General features: G+C 44.5%; 23 protein-coding genes. 9 read left to right on the forward strand and 14 right to left on the reverse strand.

Features of this window, described 5'->3' with window-relative positions:
- Positions 1-101: 101 nt before the first annotated feature.
- Together F0228_RS02750 and F0228_RS02755 are read right to left on the reverse strand one after the other, a co-directional pair.
- The gene (locus F0228_RS02750) at positions 102-950 is read right to left on the reverse strand and encodes an alpha/beta hydrolase (protein ID WP_116871065.1); all 849 of its coding nucleotides are present in this window, start codon (positions 948-950) and stop codon (positions 102-104) included.
- Positions 951-1,095: 145 nt separating this feature from the next.
- Positions 1,096-1,689, reverse strand: a complete 594-nt coding sequence (locus F0228_RS02755; RefSeq protein WP_105058700.1) for a TetR/AcrR family transcriptional regulator — start codon at positions 1,687-1,689, stop codon at positions 1,096-1,098.
- A gap of 163 nt (positions 1,690-1,852) precedes the next feature.
- Between F0228_RS02755 and F0228_RS02760 the strand changes: the two genes are divergently transcribed.
- Both F0228_RS02760 and F0228_RS02765 read left to right on the forward strand, forming a co-directional pair.
- On the forward strand, positions 1,853-2,809 hold the full coding sequence (locus F0228_RS02760) for an AEC family transporter (protein ID WP_105058699.1): 957 nt from the start codon (positions 1,853-1,855) through the stop codon (positions 2,807-2,809).
- Between the two features lie 122 nt (positions 2,810-2,931).
- Positions 2,932-3,972 carry an acyltransferase family protein gene (locus tag F0228_RS02765; RefSeq protein WP_105058698.1) on the forward strand — a complete coding sequence of 347 codons (1,041 nt, stop codon included), beginning with the start codon at positions 2,932-2,934 and terminating at the stop codon, positions 3,970-3,972.
- Between the two features lie 121 nt (positions 3,973-4,093).
- Here the strand turns inward: F0228_RS02765 and F0228_RS02770 are convergent, their stop codons facing one another.
- Positions 4,094-4,972 carry a 6-carboxytetrahydropterin synthase gene (locus tag F0228_RS02770; protein ID WP_171730351.1) on the reverse strand — a complete coding sequence of 293 codons (879 nt, stop codon included), beginning with the start codon at positions 4,970-4,972 and terminating at the stop codon, positions 4,094-4,096.
- A gap of 229 nt (positions 4,973-5,201) precedes the next feature.
- Positions 5,202-6,026, reverse strand: a complete 825-nt coding sequence (locus F0228_RS02775; protein WP_105058696.1) for an AraC family transcriptional regulator — start codon at positions 6,024-6,026, stop codon at positions 5,202-5,204.
- Positions 6,027-6,136: 110 nt separating this feature from the next.
- Between F0228_RS02775 and F0228_RS02780 the strand changes: the two genes are divergently transcribed.
- On the forward strand, positions 6,137-6,613 hold the full coding sequence (locus F0228_RS02780; RefSeq protein WP_061032918.1) for a YHS domain-containing (seleno)protein: 477 nt from the start codon (positions 6,137-6,139) through the stop codon (positions 6,611-6,613).
- Positions 6,614-6,778: 165 nt separating this feature from the next.
- Positions 6,779-7,405, forward strand: coding sequence for an START domain-containing protein (locus F0228_RS02785; protein WP_105058695.1), 627 nt, complete (start codon positions 6,779-6,781; stop codon positions 7,403-7,405).
- A 34-nt stretch (positions 7,406-7,439) separates the two neighbouring features.
- Here the strand turns inward: F0228_RS02785 and F0228_RS02790 are convergent, their stop codons facing one another.
- The 4 genes from F0228_RS02790 to F0228_RS02805 all read right to left on the reverse strand — a co-directional run bounded on the left by F0228_RS02790 (position 7,440) and on the right by F0228_RS02805 (position 10,175).
- Positions 7,440-7,970, reverse strand: a complete 531-nt coding sequence (locus F0228_RS02790; RefSeq protein WP_105058694.1) for a DNA mismatch repair protein — start codon at positions 7,968-7,970, stop codon at positions 7,440-7,442.
- An 8-nt stretch (positions 7,971-7,978) separates the two neighbouring features.
- Complete coding sequence (locus tag F0228_RS02795; RefSeq protein WP_105058693.1) at positions 7,979-8,365, reverse strand: MAPEG family protein; 387 nt, start codon at positions 8,363-8,365, stop codon at positions 7,979-7,981.
- A gap of 605 nt (positions 8,366-8,970) precedes the next feature.
- The gene (locus F0228_RS02800; RefSeq protein WP_004737023.1) at positions 8,971-9,438 is read right to left on the reverse strand and encodes a YjiG family protein; all 468 of its coding nucleotides are present in this window, start codon (positions 9,436-9,438) and stop codon (positions 8,971-8,973) included.
- Positions 9,438-10,175 carry a nucleoside recognition domain-containing protein gene (locus tag F0228_RS02805; RefSeq protein ID WP_004737022.1) on the reverse strand — a complete coding sequence of 246 codons (738 nt, stop codon included), beginning with the start codon at positions 10,173-10,175 and terminating at the stop codon, positions 9,438-9,440. The genes F0228_RS02800 and F0228_RS02805 overlap by 1 nt, the downstream gene beginning before the upstream one ends.
- 531 nt (positions 10,176-10,706) lie before the next feature.
- Here F0228_RS02805 and F0228_RS02810 point away from each other — a divergent pair.
- Positions 10,707-10,877 carry a hypothetical protein gene (locus F0228_RS02810; RefSeq protein WP_171730350.1) on the forward strand — a complete coding sequence of 57 codons (171 nt, stop codon included), beginning with the start codon at positions 10,707-10,709 and terminating at the stop codon, positions 10,875-10,877.
- A 214-nt stretch (positions 10,878-11,091) separates the two neighbouring features.
- On the forward strand, positions 11,092-12,531 hold the full coding sequence (gene nhaD / locus F0228_RS02815; protein WP_061032914.1) for a sodium:proton antiporter NhaD: 1,440 nt from the start codon (positions 11,092-11,094) through the stop codon (positions 12,529-12,531).
- On the opposite strand, the gene F0228_RS02820 is transcribed toward nhaD, so the two are convergent.
- The 3 genes from F0228_RS02820 to F0228_RS02830 all read right to left on the reverse strand — a co-directional run bounded on the left by F0228_RS02820 (position 12,528) and on the right by F0228_RS02830 (position 14,975).
- Positions 12,528-12,917, reverse strand: coding sequence for a hypothetical protein (locus tag F0228_RS02820; RefSeq protein ID WP_061032913.1), 390 nt, complete (start codon positions 12,915-12,917; stop codon positions 12,528-12,530). The genes nhaD and F0228_RS02820 overlap by 4 nt on opposite strands.
- Before the next feature lie 153 nt (positions 12,918-13,070).
- Positions 13,071-13,553 carry a methylated-DNA--[protein]-cysteine S-methyltransferase gene (locus F0228_RS02825; protein WP_105058691.1) on the reverse strand — a complete coding sequence of 161 codons (483 nt, stop codon included), beginning with the start codon at positions 13,551-13,553 and terminating at the stop codon, positions 13,071-13,073.
- Positions 13,554-13,598: 45 nt separating this feature from the next.
- Positions 13,599-14,975 (reverse strand): AlkA N-terminal domain-containing protein, encoded by a 1,377-nt coding sequence (locus F0228_RS02830; protein ID WP_105058690.1) that lies wholly within the window; start codon positions 14,973-14,975, stop codon positions 13,599-13,601.
- A gap of 238 nt (positions 14,976-15,213) precedes the next feature.
- Here F0228_RS02830 and F0228_RS02835 point away from each other — a divergent pair, with 238 nt between their 5' ends.
- Positions 15,214-15,417: a hypothetical protein gene (locus F0228_RS02835; RefSeq protein WP_008216777.1), complete on the forward strand. Its 204-nt coding sequence runs from the start codon at positions 15,214-15,216 to the stop codon at positions 15,415-15,417.
- 195 nt (positions 15,418-15,612) lie between these two features.
- Here F0228_RS02835 and F0228_RS02840 read toward each other — a convergent pair whose 3' ends face one another.
- Positions 15,613-16,503 (reverse strand): LysR family transcriptional regulator, encoded by an 891-nt coding sequence (locus F0228_RS02840; protein WP_008216778.1) that lies wholly within the window; start codon positions 16,501-16,503, stop codon positions 15,613-15,615.
- 154 nt (positions 16,504-16,657) lie between these two features.
- Between F0228_RS02840 and F0228_RS02845 the strand changes: the two genes are divergently transcribed.
- Both F0228_RS02845 and nagB read left to right on the forward strand, forming a co-directional pair.
- Complete coding sequence (locus F0228_RS02845; RefSeq protein WP_008216779.1) at positions 16,658-17,011, forward strand: DUF413 domain-containing protein; 354 nt, start codon at positions 16,658-16,660, stop codon at positions 17,009-17,011.
- A gap of 536 nt (positions 17,012-17,547) precedes the next feature.
- The gene (gene nagB / locus F0228_RS02850; protein WP_008216780.1) at positions 17,548-18,348 is read left to right on the forward strand and encodes a glucosamine-6-phosphate deaminase; all 801 of its coding nucleotides are present in this window, start codon (positions 17,548-17,550) and stop codon (positions 18,346-18,348) included.
- Between the two features lie 286 nt (positions 18,349-18,634).
- Here the strand turns inward: nagB and F0228_RS02855 are convergent, their stop codons facing one another.
- Both F0228_RS02855 and F0228_RS02860 read right to left on the reverse strand, forming a co-directional pair.
- Complete coding sequence (locus F0228_RS02855; protein WP_193777311.1) at positions 18,635-19,171, reverse strand: MltR family transcriptional regulator; 537 nt, start codon at positions 19,169-19,171, stop codon at positions 18,635-18,637.
- Between the two features lie 50 nt (positions 19,172-19,221).
- On the reverse strand, positions 19,222-20,370 hold the full coding sequence (locus tag F0228_RS02860; protein ID WP_171761868.1) for a mannitol-1-phosphate 5-dehydrogenase: 1,149 nt from the start codon (positions 20,368-20,370) through the stop codon (positions 19,222-19,224).
- Between the last annotated feature and the right edge of the window lie 131 nt (positions 20,371-20,501).

Below are 20,501 nucleotides of genomic sequence, written 5' to 3' on the forward strand. Positions count from 1 at the left end.
CTTACTAAACACCTAAAAGCAAAGGCCAACCAGATATATCTGGTTGGCCTTTTTGTTGTTTGTTTTCTAAACCTACGTATTACCGAATTGATTAACTAAACCTAGCCAATCAAGGTATCAAAGCTCTCAAACACTTGCGGGCACTTCATTACTCGCCCATGACCTTGCCCTCGAGTAGCAATCAAAGCAACGCGATCCATTTCATTCGCTGCACGCTGCGACACATCGAACTTAGTAAACTTGTCTTGCTCATCATGCACAATGATTGTCTGAGACTGACGCAGCGCGAGCTTGCCATAGGGATCGACAGACTGGATTGGGTAATTAAACTGTTCTTCTACTTCTCCCACTACCGCCTCAAACAACTTCATTGAGTACCCTGAACGAGCAACGCTGCCGAACAGGTTATCGAGGTAATCCAATACAGGTGCAATCAGCAACAATGGTTTGTTTTCCAATTTAACGTGCTTACATTCCAACGCAGAAGCGGTACCCATGCTGTGACCAACTAAGCCTGCCACTTCACCCACCGAGTCAAGAATCGCCTCAAGGCCGTTCACAAACGCCGGAATATGACCATGCACGCCATCGCTGCCGCCATGCGCCGGGTGATCGTAAGCCAGAGCGGTAAAACCTTTAGCTGCGATGTGTTCCATCAAAGGAAAGAACTGACTCGCAGTCCCTGACCAACCATGAGTTAATACCCAAACTGGCCCAGTACCTAGAGAGTAAGTTTTTAGAACGCCATCGCGGCCTTTGACTTCACTCTTGATCAACCCTTGTGGATCTGCATTTTTCTGCTCGGTACGCATTGGCGTGAGCAATAACTTACGCGCTGTTTTCTTTGCATGGCTCGGCGCTAAGATGTAGTGCAGGTTGGTTGTTGCACCAATCAGGCTGCGCTTGAAGCTGAATTTGTTCGATGTATTAAAGTAGATTTTGTCACTCATGACCATTCCTTGTATCGCCATCTTCATTGGCGGATCGAGCTCGGCCAGAAAAAACGAACGACCGTGCTATTTGTTAGTATAAAAAATGGGGCAAAGCTGTGTACACGTGCTTGCCGCCACTTCTCTTAAAATTGTTAGACGCGAGTTAAGCCGCTTTCCAGCTAGCGATTAAGCGCTCTACACCGCTCCAAAAATGCGTGTGGCTCGCTTGTTGGCCTCGTAACGAGTAAAACAAGTTCGCGCTCAGATAAAGACCATATAGCTCAAAAGTTGCCTGTTTTGGATCTAAGTCGGATCTGAACTGCTGACTCTCAACCGCTTTTGCTACCTGAATCGTCAAGTAGTCAATCCAAACCGAAATGGTTTTCTGCAGCGCTTTCTGAATCACAGACGTTTCACTACCAGCATCTTTCCACGCATCAATAAACATGCAGCTGCCTTGAAACGAATGGTTCCAACCCAGCCAGTTATCGAGCAACTGTTTTAACTTCGCTTCAATGTCAGCATCACCAAGCTCTCTTGCTGGAATGATGACCCGCTCAGTGAATATAGCGTTGGAATATTCGAGTACAGAGAGCTGCAGGTTCTCCTTAGAGTTGAAGTGCGCAAACAGGCCACTCTTAGACATGCCACACTGTTTGGCTAATTCGCCAATCGTCAAACTCTCAAGCCCGTTTTCACTCGCAAGTGCGAATGCATGACTCAAAATATACTCTTTGGTTATCTTTCCTTTACTCATTATTCACCAAGGATAAATCTGATGCGTTATTTTTAGCACGTTCGTTCTTTTTTTCAAAGATTTTTACTTATCTATTGGGATTCAATTTCTCTTCTCAAAAAATTGTGGAAAAATGCGACAGTATTCAAAGGATATTGAAGTTGGCTAAATTTAAGGAAAAATAATGAACACACTTTGGGAACAGTTTGCGTTTTCGGCGTCAGTAACAGGCCCTATTTGTTTGATGTTGTTTCTTGGTGTGATGCTCAAGCGAATTGGCTTAATCAATGACAACTTCATTGATGTCGCCTCTAAAATTGTTTTTCAAATCACCTTACCTGCAATGCTGTTCTTGAGTATTGTTCAGTCCGAACATGACTTCTCTGCAAGCAGCACCTTAGTGTTATTTGCTTTAGCCGCTAATTTCGCTTTTTTCTTGATTGCTACCCTCTCGACCAAGCTGTTGTTTAGAGATTCGAAGGACCAAGGCGTCATCATCCAAGGTGGCTTTCGGGCTAATACGGGCATCATAGGTCTAGCGTATGTCGCCAATATCTATGGCAACCAAGGCGTGGCACTGGCCGCTATCTATGTTGCATCCATTACAGTGCTCTACAACATTCAAGCGGTGATTGCCCTAACTCCTAAAGGCACAGACACCGGCGATAAAGCCATTCAAGCTATCGCCAAATCGATAACCAAGAACCCTCTGATTATCGCCATTTTCCTCGGTGTTTTCTGTTACGCATTGTCTATTCCAATCCCTAAGATGGTCACTGACGCTGGGCAATACTTGGCAAAAATGACATTGCCTTTGGCTTTACTTTGTACAGGTGGTTCATTGGATATCAGCTCTCTCAAACAAGAGAAACTCGCGACTTGGTTTTCCTCAAGTTACCGACTCATTGTTTCACCCTTGCTTATTACTGTAGCAGCACTGGTCTTGGGCTTTGAAGGGCTCGATCTTGGTCTTATTTTCCTGATGAGTGCAGCGCCAACCGCAGCCGCGAGTTACGTCATGGCACGTGCAATGGGTGGAAATGCAACGCTCGCTGCCAATATTATCGCACTCACAACAATGGGATCGCTTATCACTTGTACGCTTGGTATTTTTGCACTTACTGCAATGGATTTAATATAGCTGCGACAGGCTTCAAAAAATCAATACAAGCCTTCATATAAAGGTCGCAACCCTTGATTTAGCGCTAACTGGCTCAACAGAAAGGCTGCTAGATTCTACGAAAATTTTCTTAGAGATCTGATATGTCTTCCGTTCAAAATACGCCTTCACAACGCATCGCCAGTATCGAGTTGGGTCGAGTGATTGCTATCTTGGCGATCATTGGCTTACATGGCCAAATGGCCCTTACTTATTGGCAAATTAATGACGTGCCATGGATTGGTTACATTCTTAATCAAGCCGCGCGCTTTGCAGTACCTCTGTTCTTTCTAATTTCAGGTTATCTGATTCAGCCCAAGCTGACTGCCTCCCCGTGGCAAACCGTCATTAATTACTCTAAACCACTGCTTAAGGTTTGGTTGGCATGGAGCATCATTTGCTTAGTGATGCCATTCAACCTCGCTAGGGTTGAAGAGCTCGGTTATCTGGGCGAACGTCAAGGTTACTGGGGCTTTTTAATGAGCACACCGCTCAACTCTTTCTTAGAGGGCGGTTTAGTGCACTTGTGGTTTATTCCAGCTTTAGTGTTTGCAGTTTTGATCATCGCTTTGATGGTTGAGATGAAGCTCGATAGACTTTTATTGCCTCTCGCAATTGCACTCTACATCTACGGTGTTTTAGCGGGAAGTTATACAAGCCTGACTGGACTGGAAGCACCTTTCTTTACCCGTAACGGCCCGTTCTTCAGCACATTGATGGTCACCTTGGGTTTCCTTATTCGTCAGCATCAATGGAAAGTGTCGTCGGCTAAGGCGCTAGGATTAATATTGTTAGGCATGGGCATTCATTTTGCTGAAGCAGCATGGCTGTCTAAATTCGACATCGCATTCAACATCCATGATTTCTTGTTTGGTACTGCGCTATGGGGAATGGGCACGTTTATGTGGCTTCTAGCCAATCCAAACGTGGGCAATTATGGATGGGTTCGTGCTATCTCAAATCGCATGTTGGGTATCTACGTTAGTCACCTATTAATCATCATCTTGTTGTTCAATATCTGTGGTGTATTGGGCATTACGGAGCTAGCAAAAGACGTAACCGTATTCTTTGGCACCGTATTACTCAGCTTTGGACTGGTCGTTGCGATTGAAAAAAGCCCACTGCGACACGTACTGCTTCGTTAGCACTAACAGAATGACAATAACCTTCTTGGTTTAACTAGCCACAAAAACGAAAGGCAAGATAACTTAGTATCTTGCCTTTTTTTGTTCTGATAGAAAGTGAACTTGCGTCACCCGTGAGATGTTATCGGAACGCCATCGCGCCTTTACCTACGCCTTCATAAGCCACAATTTGTAGTGACTGGTTTTCTGCCAAACTTGGGGCAACTTGATCGGCGATATAGCCTGCCAATAGTTCCACTGTAGTATCCGTTGGCAAGATCTCTGTTTCACTCTTAGCAATCGCTAGCTCAAATTCACCTTGTGGCGCCGTATAACGGAAACCATAATGGCTTTCGTCATTCGCACTCTTAGCGTGCTCACTTAGGTTTAATGATGGAACAGAAACTTGGTCTTCTTTAGAACCTAGGTAGATGTCTTCCCAGCGCTTAGCAAACGCTAGTTCACGTTGTTCATCACGCTGGTCATCAACCACAATTTCAACCGGAGAACGGTGGCCATGAGCGATGCGCTGACAGTTACCATCGTGCTTTTTCAAACCATGGGTATAGTGGTAGAACGCGCCATTAATATTCTCATGACGTAGAGTGATCTCTAGCCCTGTGACGTTGCTTGGTAGGTTGTCGCGAAGAATGTCATAAACGTGAGCGGTCACACTCTCGATAGTGATCGCTTCAGCATCAATCAAACAGTAGGCTTCATCAGGGCAGTGCAGGTGCAGGCTCTTGTCACCACGCAGCACATCTACCTTAGAGTAACCCGCTTTGCTTGCTTGATGTACGATTGCAGCGTTTTTCATTGGCAACAGTAAGCGGTGGTCAACATGCTGATCAACAAGGTTTTTGATCTGTTTTTTGACTCGGCTAAAGTCCAGCACCATGCTCATTTCGTTCAGTTCACCAGACATGGTGACATCTAAAATCCAACTATCTCCTACGACCCCTCTGTGTTCACAGATGTATGAAGAATCGATAACGGTAAGGTCTCTTACAAATAGGTTCAAGTGGAACTCCTTAGTGCTTTAATGAGATACGGGAGGCTGAATAATGTTCAGCAGGCACTTCGTCTCATTGATGTCTGATAAAATAGGACGGGCAGGATGTTACAACGAGCTTATAAAGTCCACCTTTTTACACCGTCATTCGAGAAATGAACAAACTACGCTCAATTTCCGCTAAAACATAGGCCAGTCTCATGCCAATAGCCATATTATAGGTAGGGCTGCCAGTGCTTTACGACACATTTTGCTTTAGCCATAAACGTGGCGACATTCCGGTTACGTGCTGAAACGCACGAGAGAAGCCGGAGTAACTGTTGTACCCCACTTCATCCGCGACCCAGTTGATGGGCTTGTTTTGCAACAGCAACGATTGAGCCACAGACACACGCCACTTTTGGACATAATCACCCGGAGTTTCGCCCACCTCGCGCTTAAATGCTTCGATGAACTGGGTGCGAGACATCGCCGCCAATGAAGCCATTTTCGCTATCGAAAAGTGTCGAGCTGGCATTAGGTGAATGGCGGTCACTACCGGAGCAAGTCGTGGGTGAGCAAGCGCAGAAAATACGCCTTGATTGATTTGCTGTTGTTCAATGAGATGGCGGAAAATCAAAGCCATTAGCGCGTCACTCAACTTATCCATTAAGTATTGCTGGCCTGATAACTCTTGGTTCGATTCTCGAAACAGCACCTCAATCACCGGCATAAGGTTAGGTGCGTCTTCAAACGGAATCACGATCACGTCAGGAAGAGCAGACAACAGAGGATTCATTTGCCCTGAACGGTATTCCACACTCGCACACACAACTTCTGCACCGTCTCCAACCCCTTCAATCGCGTGTGGTGTGCTATTGGGTAAGTAGACGATACAAGGCTGAGAGAGCTTCCTGTGTTCCATACTAGAGCTCGATAGAGTCAACTCACCGGCACTCAATACATGAAGGTGCCCTTCTTTACCCTGTTGCGCGTTGAATGACGATACCCCACACAAGTTCCCAGAATAGAAAACACCGGTGCGTATCGAGAAATGTTCCATTAGTTGTGACAGCAGATCCATGCATCCTCCGAACGATTCGCTTACTTTTTAGTTCTTTTGTCCCTCTATAGACCGGACTAGTCGGCTAATTTATTTCATACAAGTTAACTAATACTGACAAGGAACTTGATATGTCACATTTAAAATCGACCAGTCAAAAAATCACTCTTACAGCCGCGTTACTAGGCGCGAGCTTTTCACTAATGGCAGCTGACCTTGATATGAGCGTTGATAGTAACGACCTCGCGATTAAAGGCTACGACCCGGTTGCTTATTTCGACAGTAAAGGGCCAGTGAAAGGCACGCCAGAGTTCACAGCTACGTACAAAAATGCCATTTATCAGTTTGTAAGCAGTGAAAACCGAGACCAATTCCGCGAAGATCCACAAGCCTATGCGCCTCAGTACGGTGGTTACTGCGCCTTTGGTGTGGCAATGGGTAAGAAGTTCGAAACCGACCCTTTAGCTTGGAAAGTAGAAGATGGAAAGTTGTACCTGAACTTAGACAAGTCAGTGCAAAAACGTTGGTTGGAGAACACACAAGAGTTCATCCAAGACGCCAACAACAACTGGACGACAATCAAAACTGTCGAAGCCTATAAGCTCTAGATAAATTGCCACTGCACTCCCTGTCTATAAACGGAAGACCCTCTGTCTTCCGTTTTTCCCAATATCATAGTAACCATATTCAATACGCAGCATCTTACGACGCGAATCCAACCTATTTTTATTCTATACTCATGGCAGATAAGCTTTTCATTTCATGGAAGAATAATGATATTACCTAGGATTTTGGTACTTGGACTCTGCCTGTTTTCATCCCTCTCTTATGCGACTCCGTGGCAGTTCGTTAAAAGTGATGGTGGCATCACTATACATAAGCGTAATCACGGAAATGGTCTTGTTGAAGTTCGAGCGCAAATGCAGGTCGAAACCAGTTATTCAGGCTTTCTCTTATTGTTGGAAGACAGCGATAACGTACCGAATTGGATCGACAATGTGTCGCACAGTGAAGTGTTAATGCAAATATCTAACAATGAGAATATCGTCTACACCCAGTTCAAAGCTCCTTGGCCTGCTCGCGACCGAGATATGGTGACGTATTCGAAATATGAAGTAGAAGACGGTCAATTCACCTTAACCATCAAGGATGCGTCCAATTACATGGCTAAAGAGTCGGGGTATATTCGAATCAACGAGGTCGATGCGCTATGGGTTTTGCAGCCTCTAACCAATGGCCTGACCCACATCACCTATACGGCATATGCGAATGCGGGTGGTATTTTGCCTGACTGGTTAATGAATCGCTTGTCAGCTAACAACGCATTCAGTACCTTCAAAAAGCTTAAAGACCAGCTTCCAAAGTACCAAGGGCAACAGCACCCTAACCTGGGCCAATAACTCGACATCAGGTCTGGCTTAAGGCATGCGACGGTTAATTTCGTCTCGCCAGGTCACGCGCAAGGATCAATGCTAAGCCAAAGATCTGAAGAAAGAGCGCAATATTTTTATAGAGGGTCATCTGCTCTTCAAGAGCTTGGAGGAGTTCAGATAAGGTTAGATTATCAAGGTAGAAGTCATCGATACGTGTACGTTGTGATTGCTGAGCTTGGTTAATCAACATCATGATCTGAGAAAGGTTTTCGACGGTAATCTCTGGGACTTCGCCACTGACCCACGCACCAAGCTGACCACGCATTGCTTCTTCTAATTCCGGTGTCACCGCTGAATTTGAAGAGGTACTGATATCCATGTGCAGCAACATAGATTCACGCTTACGTTCTAAGGTTTCAATCGTATTCCAAGCCAACTGAATCGAGTATACATTGCCCTGTTGACGCTCTCGATACTGAGCTTGTTCAACCACCATTTTGTCGAGCACTAGGCTCGACACAACAATAGCCAGAATATTCAGCACTAAACCTGTTAATACAATCATCCATGGTTGAGGGAGGCGTAACGCCATGCATGTCCTTATATAAGCTTATCAAAAGGAAGATAAATCAAGTTTAGAACAACTAAAGACACCATGCTGGCAAAGGTCAAATACATGCCTTGCTTTCTTCCCTTCAGACTACGAGCGAGGATGCTTTTCCCATGAATAATACGACCAGCAACAAAAGCAACACCAATAACGTGGATCAGCCATACATTGGCGCCGTTGAACTCGAGCAACACCATCAGTATCACGGTAATCGGAATATAGTCCATAGCATTACTTTGAGCGGAACGAGCCACTTGTAACGATTCAACACCACCATCTGCGTGTGCCACTTGATTCTTTCTTCTTTGCTTAATCACTTCAATAGAAAGCCATAACATGACCAAAGTGAGCAACGAAGCATATAACGCTGTAACCATTATCATTTCCTACTGGTTAGTTTATTCGGCGGACTACCTCAACGTATCTGTATTCAGCAAACAAAGAGCATTCACGCCCGCACATGTGTAAGAGATCTCTCACAACAAACGTAAGAGATTACAATCAAGCTTCGCAGAAAAATCCTAGATTACAAACCCAAGCCCTTGTTTTGTATGAGTCCGCACAGTTTTTCTTAGCTTTGCCTTGAGATTATTTGCTTGAGGTAGATTGTGGGAGAAGCCTCCAGAGTGTTTAATATACGTGTCGACAGGGAGTTGGCAGGAACAGGAAAAAGCCTAATGGATTAGGTATCTTCAGGATGAAGATTTGATGACTTAGGATGAGTTATCAGCAAGGAAGTTATTGCTCTAGGATAGAGTCACTTGTCAGGATGATGAGTTTGCAAGGACACCGCTAGGAAGGCGATGGATTGGATAGGTTAAAGGATTTAGCCACGTCAAGGAACGATGCAGGGAGCACCAGTTACCTATTGAAAGATAAGTAACGCGCAGTAGCAGGATGGCTACAAAAAGAATAGACCCCGTTTGGTGAAAGCCAAACGGGGTTTCCTTTTTCTAAAGCCCAAGAAACTTCAAAAGCTAGGCTACAGAATAATGTTCATTAGGAACATCGCACCAAACGCATTCAACACTGAAATAGCGATCATCACTGGAATGTAACGGCCTTCAGTACCAATTGGTCCCATGATACGGCCCATGTATTGAACCTGTGAGCCCATCAAGTAAATAGCTGGCGCTAAGATCGCAATATGATTGCCATTCAAGATACCTTGGTCAAACAGCGTGATGACCACACCCACTGCACCGCCCATCGACATCCACGCACCGATCAATACTGCAGCTGCTTCACCCGGCAAACCAAACACCGCCATGATTGGAGCAAACACACTGCCCATCAGATCCAACGCACCCGTAATCTGCAATGCTTTGATGATTACAAACGCCATCAGAACGTTTGGCACTGTCGAGGTGGTCGCAATAACCCAGCCTTTCTTAGCACCTTCAACGAAAATATCAGTCACCATTGGTTTCTTTGCTTTTACTTCGCTCATTATGCTACTTCCTCTTCCAGTTTTTGTTCTTTGTCTGATTTTGGTTTGTCTTCTTTACCTTCAGTAATATTGAGGTAGATACGGAACAGGTTCGCGCCGACAAACTTAAAGATGAACATCACCGCCACAGCAAGACCAATAGATGATGTTACCGCGAGAGAACCGTCCATTGCGGTTAGAGTAAATAGCACAGCGCCAGACGAGAAGAAGTTAACGATCGCCGCACCTGCTGTGAATTGGAACATGGTAAAGACATCGGTTTCGCGCTTGGTTAGATGCCCTTCATCTTTAAGCTGACGTGTCATCGCGGCACCTGCATCGGTACTTTGTAAAGAAGCGATCAGTGCCAAGCCTGAGTTACCAGGAATACCCATAAGAGGACGAAGTAGTGGAGTAAGCAGTTTACGAGCCGCATCCAGTGCACCGTAGTGCTCAAGTACGTTGATCATACCCAAAGCAAACATCACGGTCGGAATAAGTGTCAAAGCAAAAATGAAACCGTCGCGAGCACCGCTACCGCCTTTACCACGTAAAGAAGTGGTAGCTGCTTGGATACCATCGGCGGATTCACTCACATCGTAAGCGACTTTACCAAATGAACCGTTAAGCGTCGTAAAATCGAATACGCCATACCATTCATTGGACTGCATTAAGCCGGAAAAAAACACAACCGCGAAGGCGAGTGCGATGTAACTACCGATCGTGACTTTACGATCGGTTTTCGTTGGATTAGTCATAAGGACCTCTATACATCTGGTTTGTATGGAACAGAACACGCATAGATAGTGCAAACTAATGAGAAGAAGGTTAATGACCAAAATCAAACAGAGTATCGGTTTAAATTAAAGATGATAGGCAACATATAAAACTGTGACTATGGTTTAGATATCGAAATATAAACTGACAAAATCCTCATATTTCACATACAAAACTAAATAAATTTTGCTGCAATGGCGTAACTGAAAGCATACAGAAGAGACACAAAAATCAGCGCCAACGGATAAGAACCTGGATAGTCCGATCTCTGATAATAATGTGAGAGATCTCTTACATAAATTTTTAGTTAAAATTTTATTTGATTATAATACAGATACTTAAATCATGACTTTTCTTCCAAAGCGCAACCGTTTTCATTCTGCTGATTGAGTTTTAATCCAAGCCGAATTCATGAGCCATTTTATAAAGGATTTGAGCTTGATTCGAAATTCCAGCTTCAAGAGGTGCTATAGACTTCGCGCAGCCAATATAGAAGGAAAATGGTGACAAAAATGGAAATGAGAACACTCAAATATCAGGTAATGGGTAAAGGCATGTGGATCACTGCCACGGTATCTCGCGTAGTTGCGGACAAACTTGCGATGGAATACCAATCCTATGGCTGGCCTGTTGAGATATGTGCTGCAGAACAAACAATGACGTTTGATCTTAATGCTGCATAATATTGGCGACACAGAATAAGCTCTATCGGCCCTAAATCCGGTAGGGCTTTTTCTTTATCCGCTTCTACATGCACGACCATATTTCGTTTGCATCACAGTCTCTTGCATCCCCTGTAATCGATTGAATTATTAAGATATCTATCACACTCCATGTGGTTATTTAGGTCTACGCTTTTACGCGTGTTAATAACTTATTAACTTTGGAGCGTAATCCATGCTAGGTATCCAGCTTTCTGTTGTCCTCTCTTTGCTGTTTTTTTCTACGGTAGCAAGTGCCGCCACTTCTCAGTTGGGAGAACCACTCAAGCTCACTAGCTCATTTGCTGGCTACCTATCACTGACCATTTTCGTTGTCGCCTACATCGTGGTGATGATGGAAGAGTATCTAAAACTCCGAAAATCTAAACCCGTTCTGCTAGCTGCTGGTCTGATTTGGATCATCATCGGTTTCACATACCAAGAACACAATCTGACTGAGGTCGCTAAACAAGCACTCGAACACAACTTATTGGAATATGCCGAACTGCTACTCTTCCTGCTCGTCGCCATGACCTACATCAGCGCTATGGAAGAACGAAGACTGTTTGATGCGCTGCAAGCCTGGATGGTCGGTAAAGGCTTTAATTTTCGTTCGCTGTTTTGGTTAACCGGCATTCTGGCGTTTTTTATTTCTCCCATTGCCGACAACCTCACCACCGCTCTGCTGATGTGCGCCGTGGTGCTTAAAGTAGCGGGTTCTAATCCTAAGTTCGTTAACCTTGCTTGTGTGAATATCGTTATTGCCGCCAACGCTGGCGGCGCATTCAGTCCATTTGGCGACATCACAACCCTAATGGTGTGGCAGGCTGGCTATGTTAGCTTCAGCGAATTCCTCCCGTTATTTATCCCTTCCGTAATGAACTATGTAGTCCCTGCGGTAATCATGTCTTACTTTGTACCCACCACCCAGCCCGACACAGTACATCAACACGTTGAACTCAAGCGTGGTGCAAGACGGATTGTGTTGTTATTTATCATGACTATCGCGACCGCAGTGGCTTTCCACGCTGTGCTGCACTTCCCTCCAGTGATGGGGATGATGATGGGACTCGCTTACCTGCAGTTCTTCGGATACTTCTTGCGTAAAACTCTGCCCAACTCGCTGGCGAAGAAAAAAGCAGTGGCGATTGCCAATAATGACGAAGGTGCGTTAAAACGACTCGGGTCTGTGGTGCCGTTTGATGTATTTCGAAGAGTGTCTCACGCAGAGTGGGATACATTATTGTTCTTCTACGGTGTGGTAATGTGTGTGGGCGGTTTGAGCTTGCTCGGATATTTAGAGCTGGCTTCGATTTTGATGTACAGCCAGTGGGACCCAATTTTTGCCAACATTATGGTGGGCATCTTATCTGCGATTGTCGATAACATTCCAGTGATGTTTGCTGTGCTATCGATGGAGCCACAAATGTCGATGGGGAACTGGTTACTGATCACCTTAACCGCTGGAGTTGGGGGGAGCTTGTTATCGATCGGTAGTGCTGCTGGTGTGGCCTTAATGGGCGCGGCGCATGGTAAATACACCTTCTTTGGTCACTTAAAGTGGATGCCAGTCATCATGGTTGGCTACGCCGTCAGCATCGCGGCTCACTTATGGCTTAATGGTGGGTTATTCTAGTTAGATGAGCCTTCTTGCTGCGGGGTTTCGACTCGTGTCCAGACATTGCTCAATTGCATCGCTGGGCATTGGTTGCAAGTGAGCACCTCACCTTGACGTTGAATTCTCATCACCAAATCAGAATCCGTTCGGCTGCTTCCTGAATTCAGCTCAATGGTTATCAAATCGTCTTCAACGCTGTAGCTACGTGTCACTGTGTTATCCGTTGCCTGATAAGTAACTTGCCCCGACTCAAAAAGCAAATAGCTGTTGTTATCAGTACTTTCATACATACCTTTAAATAGAACCAGCTGTGGAACTTCAAAAGGTTGACTGGTGTCGCTTAAACAACCTGTCAGTAACAGCGTACTACTGCAACTGAGTAAGAAAGGGATTTGACTATTCATTTGGGCATCCTTGCCTAGAGAACATGATTAAAGAATATGCAACCAAATAGGTATTTTCCACAATGTGACGATTTTATTGCAAAGTCACACTTTTAAGGTCCCCAGGCTAAGTTCAACATTGCGAGGCATCACTTAACCCAAAAACCAAGCGCTCTATTCTTGGCCAATTCCCTCAATCGCCAACAAGCGCTGTTTACGCTCTACTCCACCCGCGTAGCCCGTCAACTTGCCATTTTTACCAATAACTCGATGACACGGAACAATCACTGATACCGGGTTCTTGCCATTGGCTAACCCCACAGCTCGCACCGCTTTTGGATTACCGATTGCGTCGGCTAACTGAGCATAGCTCCATGTTTCTCCGTAAGGAATAGTAGTAAGTGCGTGCCAAACCGATTGCTGAAACGGAGTGCCTTTGGCAGCGATCGGTACATCAAACTGAATAGCTTCTCCTGCAAAATAACGATCGAGCTGGTCTTTGACCGATTGGAAAATCGGAAAGCTATCTTCTTGTATACCTAAGTCTTCCGGTTTCGTTGTGTGTGTTTCAAACCAAACTCCGAGTAAGCCTTGCTCATTCGCCTGCAGAGTCACAGTACCTAACGGGCTGTCATAATATGTAAAACGGTTCGCCATGATTGCTCCTAACTTTGTATTGCGGACGTTCGCAAGTTACTCTTATTAAGACTGATTCCAACAGTGGAACGTAGCGTAACTGCCCCACGGTGAAACACTCTCTATATTGATAGCCGGTCGGTGCTCAATAAACTTCTTCACCACTAAATCACCCACTAGCAAATGATTCGGCTCACTCAAGCCACGAAGTAATGCGTATTGTATGGTCCAAGGGCCAATGCCTTTTAGGTCAATCCATTTGGAAGGGTGCTCGGCTTGGTTGTCGACCATGTATTCGGCAAAACGTTTTAGGGTTTCCTTTCGGCTTCCCGGCATTCTTAAGAAGCTTAAATCCGCCTCAGCTATTTGCTTTGGAGTCGGAAAGTATGTTTCCTCGTCTGCACCAGACAGCTCTCTAACCAACAGGTTCAGCTGACCAATCGCCGCAGTGACCGAAACTTGCTGACCGAGGATCGCCCTAACTCCGGCCTCCCAAGCACTCCACACCCCAGGGATACGAATGCCACTTCTGGCGACTAAGTTAGTATCTATCGTCGCAAAAAAGGCTTCAACTTTAGCGATGTCGACATCAAGGTCGAACATACGTCGAATATGAGCAATCAAACTTCGCAGCTGATTGATATCATCCAACTCAAACTCAATATCCAAGCTATTATCTTTGACTAAGGTCGCCTTGAACCAGCCCTTCGAGCCATTCACCTTAACCGTACGTTGGTAATAGTCCTCGCCGACCTCTTCTATTCCCTCAATCATTCTTCGTCGATAAAAGTCCAGCAAATGACTCCAATCTAATGGGCCATGAAAAGTCAGTTGGACGTGATTACTCAGACTGTCATCAGGTTTGGCTCGTCGAATCTGACTGGGTGAAAGCTTCAGCTCTTTTTGAAAGGCATCATTGAAACGACGCGTACTATTAAAGCCACTCGCAAAGCCGACATCCGTAATACTCATACTGCTGGTATGCAGTAACTGCTTGGCAAACATCAACTGGCTGTACAGGCTATATTGCTTAGGTGACACACCGATATAAGTATCGAACAAGGTACGTAAGTATCGATCAGATATCCCCAAACGCTCTGCGAGATCGGTGATTGAGCCTGAACCCAATGCGCCGTTATCGATCAGCTGCATCGCTCTAAGAAAAGTGGTTTCAACCCCTTTCCATGCTGGTGAGAAAGGAGCACTGTCTGGTCGACAGCGTAAGCAAGGTCGGTAGCCTGCTTTTAATGCCTGAGCCTGATGAGAAAAATATTCGACGTTCTCTTCTTTCGGTGGTGTTGCGGGGCAGATAGGGCGACAGAAAATACCCGTCGTTTTTACCGCAGTGAAAAACATACCATCAAAACGCGCGTCTCGCGCATAGCGAGCTAAGTGGCACTGCTCATTAGTTAACGTACTGTTGTGATGGATATTTTTCGACATACTCTATTCTTCCCTTTGGCCATAATTTTGGCTCCGATAACAAAAAGTTTACCGTGAATAACCACTGTCGCTAGCCACTTTCGGAACTGAAGGTTAGATAAATCACAAAAAAGGGTTTTATTTTTATCCAATTCGACTAAATTTAATCAAGAGAAGTCAATCTTCTCACAACGTCAAACGATAGGTACTTAGCACGCCAAAGATGCAGAGACCTATCGAATATAAAAAGGAAAAGGCTATGGTTCTTCACACGTGTCGTATTGTTTTATCAAACCAACAGGTTCTCACCAGTCAATCAGTCGAGCAATCACTTGGCTTTCTTGAAGAAAAAGCGGATCATGGGATTACTAAAATTGAGATAGACGCAACGGACGGACACACCATCCATTCGTACATGTCACACTCTCTTGAAGAGTCTATTGAAAACCTAATGAACCTATAAGTGTCCTGATAAATCTCTACGTGTTCTCACGCGATAGAAATAGGGATACGCGTACCAGGCTTAAACAGTTTTCCGACTTAGAGCTTTCTCTAAATTGGGCAATATGAATATATCTGGTTTAAACAAAAAATGGCTCCCCAACTGGGAGCCATTTTTTATCTCATCAACACTATAAGTTGGTGGCAGATTGTAACTTTATTCTGGCGCTTGCTCAGCTGCTTGTTGCAATGTGTACGCTGTCGATGGGTCGATCTCATTAACCAACTTCTCGACCTGCATGATCGCATCGACCGAGGTGCTGTTTTTACGGTAGCTCAGATAAATCGGGCGATACCAATCTTCCACCCCTTTCACCTTATGCAACTGACCCGACTCGATAAACGGTTCAACAAGAGAAACAGGTAAATAAGCACTACCGCCTTTCTCTAAAATGAAATCAAGGGCGATACGAGCGGTAGAAGTGCGTAAGTACGGTGCTGGTACTTTTGGATGACGCTCTGCGTGCTCAGAACCAAAACGCGTTCCCCAATCGACATAAACATATTTATGTTGGAACACGGATTCCAGATCATCAGGCTGTGTCGACACCAAAACGAGTACTAAGTCAGCGACTTTTTTACAGTTCAGCTCTTCTGCTTTGATCTGGTCAAAAGCGAAAGCCATATCTAAGGTACGTTCTAGCAAGTTTCGGTTCAGTTGCTCACGCCCCATCACCTCTGCCATAAAGCCGTAACCACCAAAAGAATCGGTCACGACGCTCAAACAGTTTTGCAAATACGCATCCCAAATATTCGGCGTGCCACCCAGTGTTAACTGCAAGGCTTTTCCGCTCTCTAATGACAGCTCAAACTTGGCCTGCTGTAAGGTTGAAACCATCACCTCAGCGTAACCAATCAAACGCTCACCGGAAGAAGTGAGCTTTATGTTATTGCGGTCACGAATGAACAACTGAGTATCAAAATAGCCTTCCAGCTGTTTGATTCGCGCACTCACCGCCGCTTGTGTTAAATACAAGTTTTCAGCAGCACGCCCAAAGTGGCGCACCCTTGCAACCTCAAGAAAGGTTCTAAAGACTTTCACATCCATCAAATACATCTCTGTAATAAATCTGCTAACAAGCGGATCTAGGATTGTTTATCGTAAAGGCAAAAACGTTTTGTTTCCTATTTTAGCCTTTTAACAATATTTTCGCGTGAGCAATAAACACTAATTTCTATCTAACCACATTACTGAGGCTGATATGTCTGAGACCGAATTCCGTCACGGAAAAAAACGTTTTTATGACACCATTAAATTCCCACGAGGGTTCGCTAAGTCGGGTGATTTTACTCTTTCAGAAGAGGAAATCCTAACCTTGTTTGGTGACACTATGCTTGCACTTGAGACTGGCGAACTTACGCCAACCAATGCAGAAGAAAAGCACTTCATTAAAGTGTTGTCTCACCCTCATAAGGCAAAGTCCAAGTTAGAGCGTGTTTGGTTGAAGTACATTCAACTGGCTCGTGGACGCCGTCGCTTTCATACCCTAAACGGCTGCAAACGCGGCGAAGTGCCTAGGGAAGAATACGACAGTGAGTTAGTGTTAGAAGATTAGTAAAATCGCTCAAAGTGATACCTCATCACTTTGGGCTTTTTTTTACCTTCAAGGTTTACACTTCAAACTCGCCTTTTCTCCGTAATTGGTAAGTTTAGCTAACCTAGTCAGTTTTACCAATATTTATAGATAATTCATAACGATAGCGTGAACAAAACGCTCATATTACTCAATCGAGTGAGTTTCTAACCCAACCCAGTTTATCGTTCACCATCTGAATCTTCCTTTTATCACGATAGTGTCACGTTGCCATCATTATTTTTCTAGGCTCAACTATACTCACAAGGCTCGCCAATAGACCGACTGTTTCAGAGCCTGAATTGAATCAACATCGCTGTATATGACAAGCGTATTAATCTTGTTTAACGCCACCAAATATCCATACAATTATTGTGCAATTTTGAGAGTTCTAGTCACAGATACGATGAAAAAAGTAAAAACTTGACCTAAAACAATAGCAGAACTCGATAACTTATTTTATAATGCGAATTAATGTTTCAGAACACTATAAAATTTAATTTCTAGGGGCAAAATCAATGAGACTTATTCCATTAAGCAACAAAGCTAAAGTAGGTAAATGGGCTGCTCGTCATATCGCAGATTCAATCAACAAGTTCGCTCCAACGGCTGAGCGTCCATTTGTACTAGGTCTTCCTACTGGTAGCACACCTCTAACTACTTACGCTGAGCTAATTGAACTTTACAAAGCTGGCGAAGTTAGCTTCAAGCACGTTGTAACATTCAACATGGATGAGTACGTTGGCATCGACCCTAACCACCCAGAGTCTTACCGCACATTCATGCACGAGAACTTCTTCAACCACGTTGATATCCAAGCAGAAAACATTAACCTGCTAGACGGTCAAGCTGAAGACATCGATGCTCACTGTGCAGCATACGAAGAGAAAATCCGTTCATACGGCAAAATCAACCTATTCATGGGCGGCGTAGGCATCGACGGTCACATCGCATTCAACGAACCAGGTTCTTCTCTATCTTCACGCACTCGTATCAAAACGTTGACTGAAGACACTCGTATCGCGAACTCTCGTTTCTTCGATGGCGACATCAACCAAGTTCCTAAATACGCACTAACTATCGGTGTTGCTACTCTTCTAGATTCTGAAGAAGTAATGATCCTTTCTCTAGGCCACAACAAAGCACAAGCGCTTCAAATGGCTATCGAAGGTTCTGTAAACCACATGTGGACTGTTACTGCTCTACAAATGCACCGTAAAGCTATCATCGTTGCTGATGAGCCAGCTCAACAAGAGCTAAAAGTTAAGACTCTACGCTACTTCCAAGAGCTAGAAGCTGAAAATATCCAAGACCTATAATCTCAGGTTTTGTTGAACAAAAAGCCACATCATGTGGCTTTTTTTGTACCTGAAATTTGCGGTCGATATGCTGAGTTGCTTATTAGTTTAGGCAGTCAGAACGGACGACAATCTAGAGAATCATTTCCCATATAAGTCATGCGCAAATCAAAAGAAGTGTTGGTTGGAGTGAATACAAAAAAGCGATTCCTCAATAACAGAAACCGCAATCAATATTTATTCTAGGATGGGTAAAACAAGTTGTCGCGAGTTGTTGTGTCGCTAAGAAAGCGCCCAATAACGAAATCTAAGAACTCAAGGCGTTGTCGCGACATAAGGTGTTAATAATGTCTGTGATAGCCAAAACAATGGTCGACTTCACTTTCTGATGGTGTCGCCCTAAGAACATTTGAAGCATCGGGCCAGACATGGTTTCAACCATCTCTGCATCGTATTCGATAGGCATAATACGCTGAATCGCGTGCACCTTATTAAGCTCAAAGATCACGTCAACTTCAGTAAAGCTGGTGTCGTCGCCTTGTAATTTCGCCCACTCTTTCAAGGTAACGAAAACCTCTAAATCGTCATAGAGCTCTTTACTGATAACCCCAAGACCCAAGAGTAACTTACCACGAACCATTATCTCGCCTAATGGCCCACCGCTGTTGAGTAGCGGTTCAACAACGAATTTAATCGCCGTGTCGTCTTTCTTAAAGATGTTTTTTAAAACCGCATCCACCGTGTCATCCAATGCATCATAAGCTGCCATCAAGCAGGCGCTAGCACTCTCAGCTTCAGATAAGGCTTCGAGTAATTCAGTTTCATGACTAGGATGTATTGGCATAACGGCTCGGCAATAAGAAAGTGCCACAGGTGTGGCACTTTGATGATTTATCATTTCAATGCTAGATAAGCTTGTTCCGCTAGTTTAACAACTTCTGAGTCGATATTCAGCTCAGAATAATGCGTTAATGTCTCAGCAAAACCTTTTTCTGCGAACATTGCCTGAAGTTCAACCGCTTGAGGGTCATCTTCATTCTTGTAATGGAACGCAGCAGCGATTGCTTTTACAAGGTGCGCATTCGGTAGACCATACTCTAATGTACCGTTTAAAGGCTTAACCAGACGATCCTGTGGGCTCAGCTTGCGAATTGGCTGACGGCCAACACGGTCCACTTCATCACGTAAGAATGGGTTAGCAAAACGACCTAGAATTTTTAGGATGTAAGCCGCGTGTGCTTCTGGATCAAAGCCGTAGCGCTTAATAAGAACTTCACCGCTCTCTTCCATGGTTGCTTTTACTTCAGCATAAATCGCTTGATCTTCAATCGCATCTTTGATTGTTTCGTGACCCGCTAGCACGCCAAGGTAAGCGGTAACCAAGTGACCTGTATTAAGCGTGAACAATTTACGCTCAACGAAGGCCATTAGGTTGTCAGTGCACTCCATACCTGGGATGTTTGGAATCTCACCTTTAAATTGTGTTTGGTCTACGATCCACTCGCTGAACGTCTCAACCGTCACTGCTAGTGGGTCTGTTTCGCCTGCTTCAGCTGGCGGTACGATACGGTCAACCGCTGAATCAACAAAGCCAATATGCGCTTCAGTGAACGCTTTCATTTCATCAGAAAGGTGCTCTAAAACCGCAGCTTTAAGCTGGCTAGTACCACGAACCATGTTCTCTGCTGCGATGATGTTCATTGGTGCAGTGTTGTTTGCTGCTGCACGCTTTTCAATACCTTGAGCAATAGACTTAGAGATAATCTTAAGAACGGTTGGACCAACCGCCGTGGTCACAATGTCAGACTCAGCAATGCAATCGACCACTGCGCTTGTTGCCGAGTTTACTGCTGTCACGTTCTTAACGATCTCAACAACGGACTCTTCACCCACAATCTTCACTGGGTATTCTTGGCGTTCAATTAACGCATTAACAACCGTTTCATTTACGTCAGCAAAAGTAACCTTCATACCAGCGTCAGCAAGAAGCTTACCAATGAAACCACGACCGATATTACCTGCACCAAAATGTAACGCTTTCATAATTTTGACCTTATAAATATTTGAATCTAGATAGCTAACTGCTCAACCACATGCCTGATGATTAACTAAAGACATTAAGCAGTAAGCTATTCAGACTGAATCTTGTTAAGACAGATTAAGACCGAAAATGA

The organism is Vibrio sp. 99K-1, assembly GCF_013114585.1.
GTDB classification, from domain to species: Bacteria; Pseudomonadota; Gammaproteobacteria; order Enterobacterales; family Vibrionaceae; genus Vibrio; species Vibrio chagasii_B.

Coding starts and splice junctions, on each gene's coding strand:
- F0228_RS02785 (WP_105058695.1), top strand. CDS start 6,779: ATGATATTACCTAGGATTTTGGTACTTGGACTCTGCCTGTTTTCATCC.
- F0228_RS02755 (WP_105058700.1), bottom strand. CDS start 1,689: ATGAGTAAAGGAAAGATAACCAAAGAGTATATTTTGAGTCATGCATTC.
- nagB (WP_008216780.1), top strand. CDS start 17,548: ATGAGACTTATTCCATTAAGCAACAAAGCTAAAGTAGGTAAATGGGCT.
- F0228_RS02760 (WP_105058699.1), top strand. CDS start 1,853: ATGAACACACTTTGGGAACAGTTTGCGTTTTCGGCGTCAGTAACAGGC.
- F0228_RS02790 (WP_105058694.1), bottom strand. CDS start 7,970: ATGGCGTTACGCCTCCCTCAACCATGGATGATTGTATTAACAGGTTTA.
- F0228_RS02835 (WP_008216777.1), top strand. CDS start 15,214: ATGGTTCTTCACACGTGTCGTATTGTTTTATCAAACCAACAGGTTCTC.
- nhaD (WP_061032914.1), top strand. CDS start 11,092: ATGCTAGGTATCCAGCTTTCTGTTGTCCTCTCTTTGCTGTTTTTTTCT.
- F0228_RS02860 (WP_171761868.1), bottom strand. CDS start 20,370: ATGAAAGCGTTACATTTTGGTGCAGGTAATATCGGTCGTGGTTTCATT.
- F0228_RS02855 (WP_193777311.1), bottom strand. CDS start 19,171: ATGCCAATACATCCTAGTCATGAAACTGAATTACTCGAAGCCTTATCT.
- F0228_RS02780 (WP_061032918.1), top strand. CDS start 6,137: ATGTCACATTTAAAATCGACCAGTCAAAAAATCACTCTTACAGCCGCG.
- F0228_RS02795 (WP_105058693.1), bottom strand. CDS start 8,365: ATGGTTACAGCGTTATATGCTTCGTTGCTCACTTTGGTCATGTTATGG.
- F0228_RS02820 (WP_061032913.1), bottom strand. CDS start 12,917: ATGAATAGTCAAATCCCTTTCTTACTCAGTTGCAGTAGTACGCTGTTA.
- F0228_RS02750 (WP_116871065.1), bottom strand. CDS start 950: ATGAGTGACAAAATCTACTTTAATACATCGAACAAATTCAGCTTCAAG.
- F0228_RS02775 (WP_105058696.1), bottom strand. CDS start 6,026: ATGGATCTGCTGTCACAACTAATGGAACATTTCTCGATACGCACCGGT.
- F0228_RS02810 (WP_171730350.1), top strand. CDS start 10,707: ATGGAAATGAGAACACTCAAATATCAGGTAATGGGTAAAGGCATGTGG.
- F0228_RS02800 (WP_004737023.1), bottom strand. CDS start 9,438: ATGAGCGAAGTAAAAGCAAAGAAACCAATGGTGACTGATATTTTCGTT.
- F0228_RS02840 (WP_008216778.1), bottom strand. CDS start 16,503: ATGGATGTGAAAGTCTTTAGAACCTTTCTTGAGGTTGCAAGGGTGCGC.
- F0228_RS02830 (WP_105058690.1), bottom strand. CDS start 14,975: ATGTCGAAAAATATCCATCACAACAGTACGTTAACTAATGAGCAGTGC.
- F0228_RS02825 (WP_105058691.1), bottom strand. CDS start 13,553: ATGGCGAACCGTTTTACATATTATGACAGCCCGTTAGGTACTGTGACT.
- F0228_RS02765 (WP_105058698.1), top strand. CDS start 2,932: ATGTCTTCCGTTCAAAATACGCCTTCACAACGCATCGCCAGTATCGAG.
- F0228_RS02845 (WP_008216779.1), top strand. CDS start 16,658: ATGTCTGAGACCGAATTCCGTCACGGAAAAAAACGTTTTTATGACACC.
- F0228_RS02805 (WP_004737022.1), bottom strand. CDS start 10,175: ATGACTAATCCAACGAAAACCGATCGTAAAGTCACGATCGGTAGTTAC.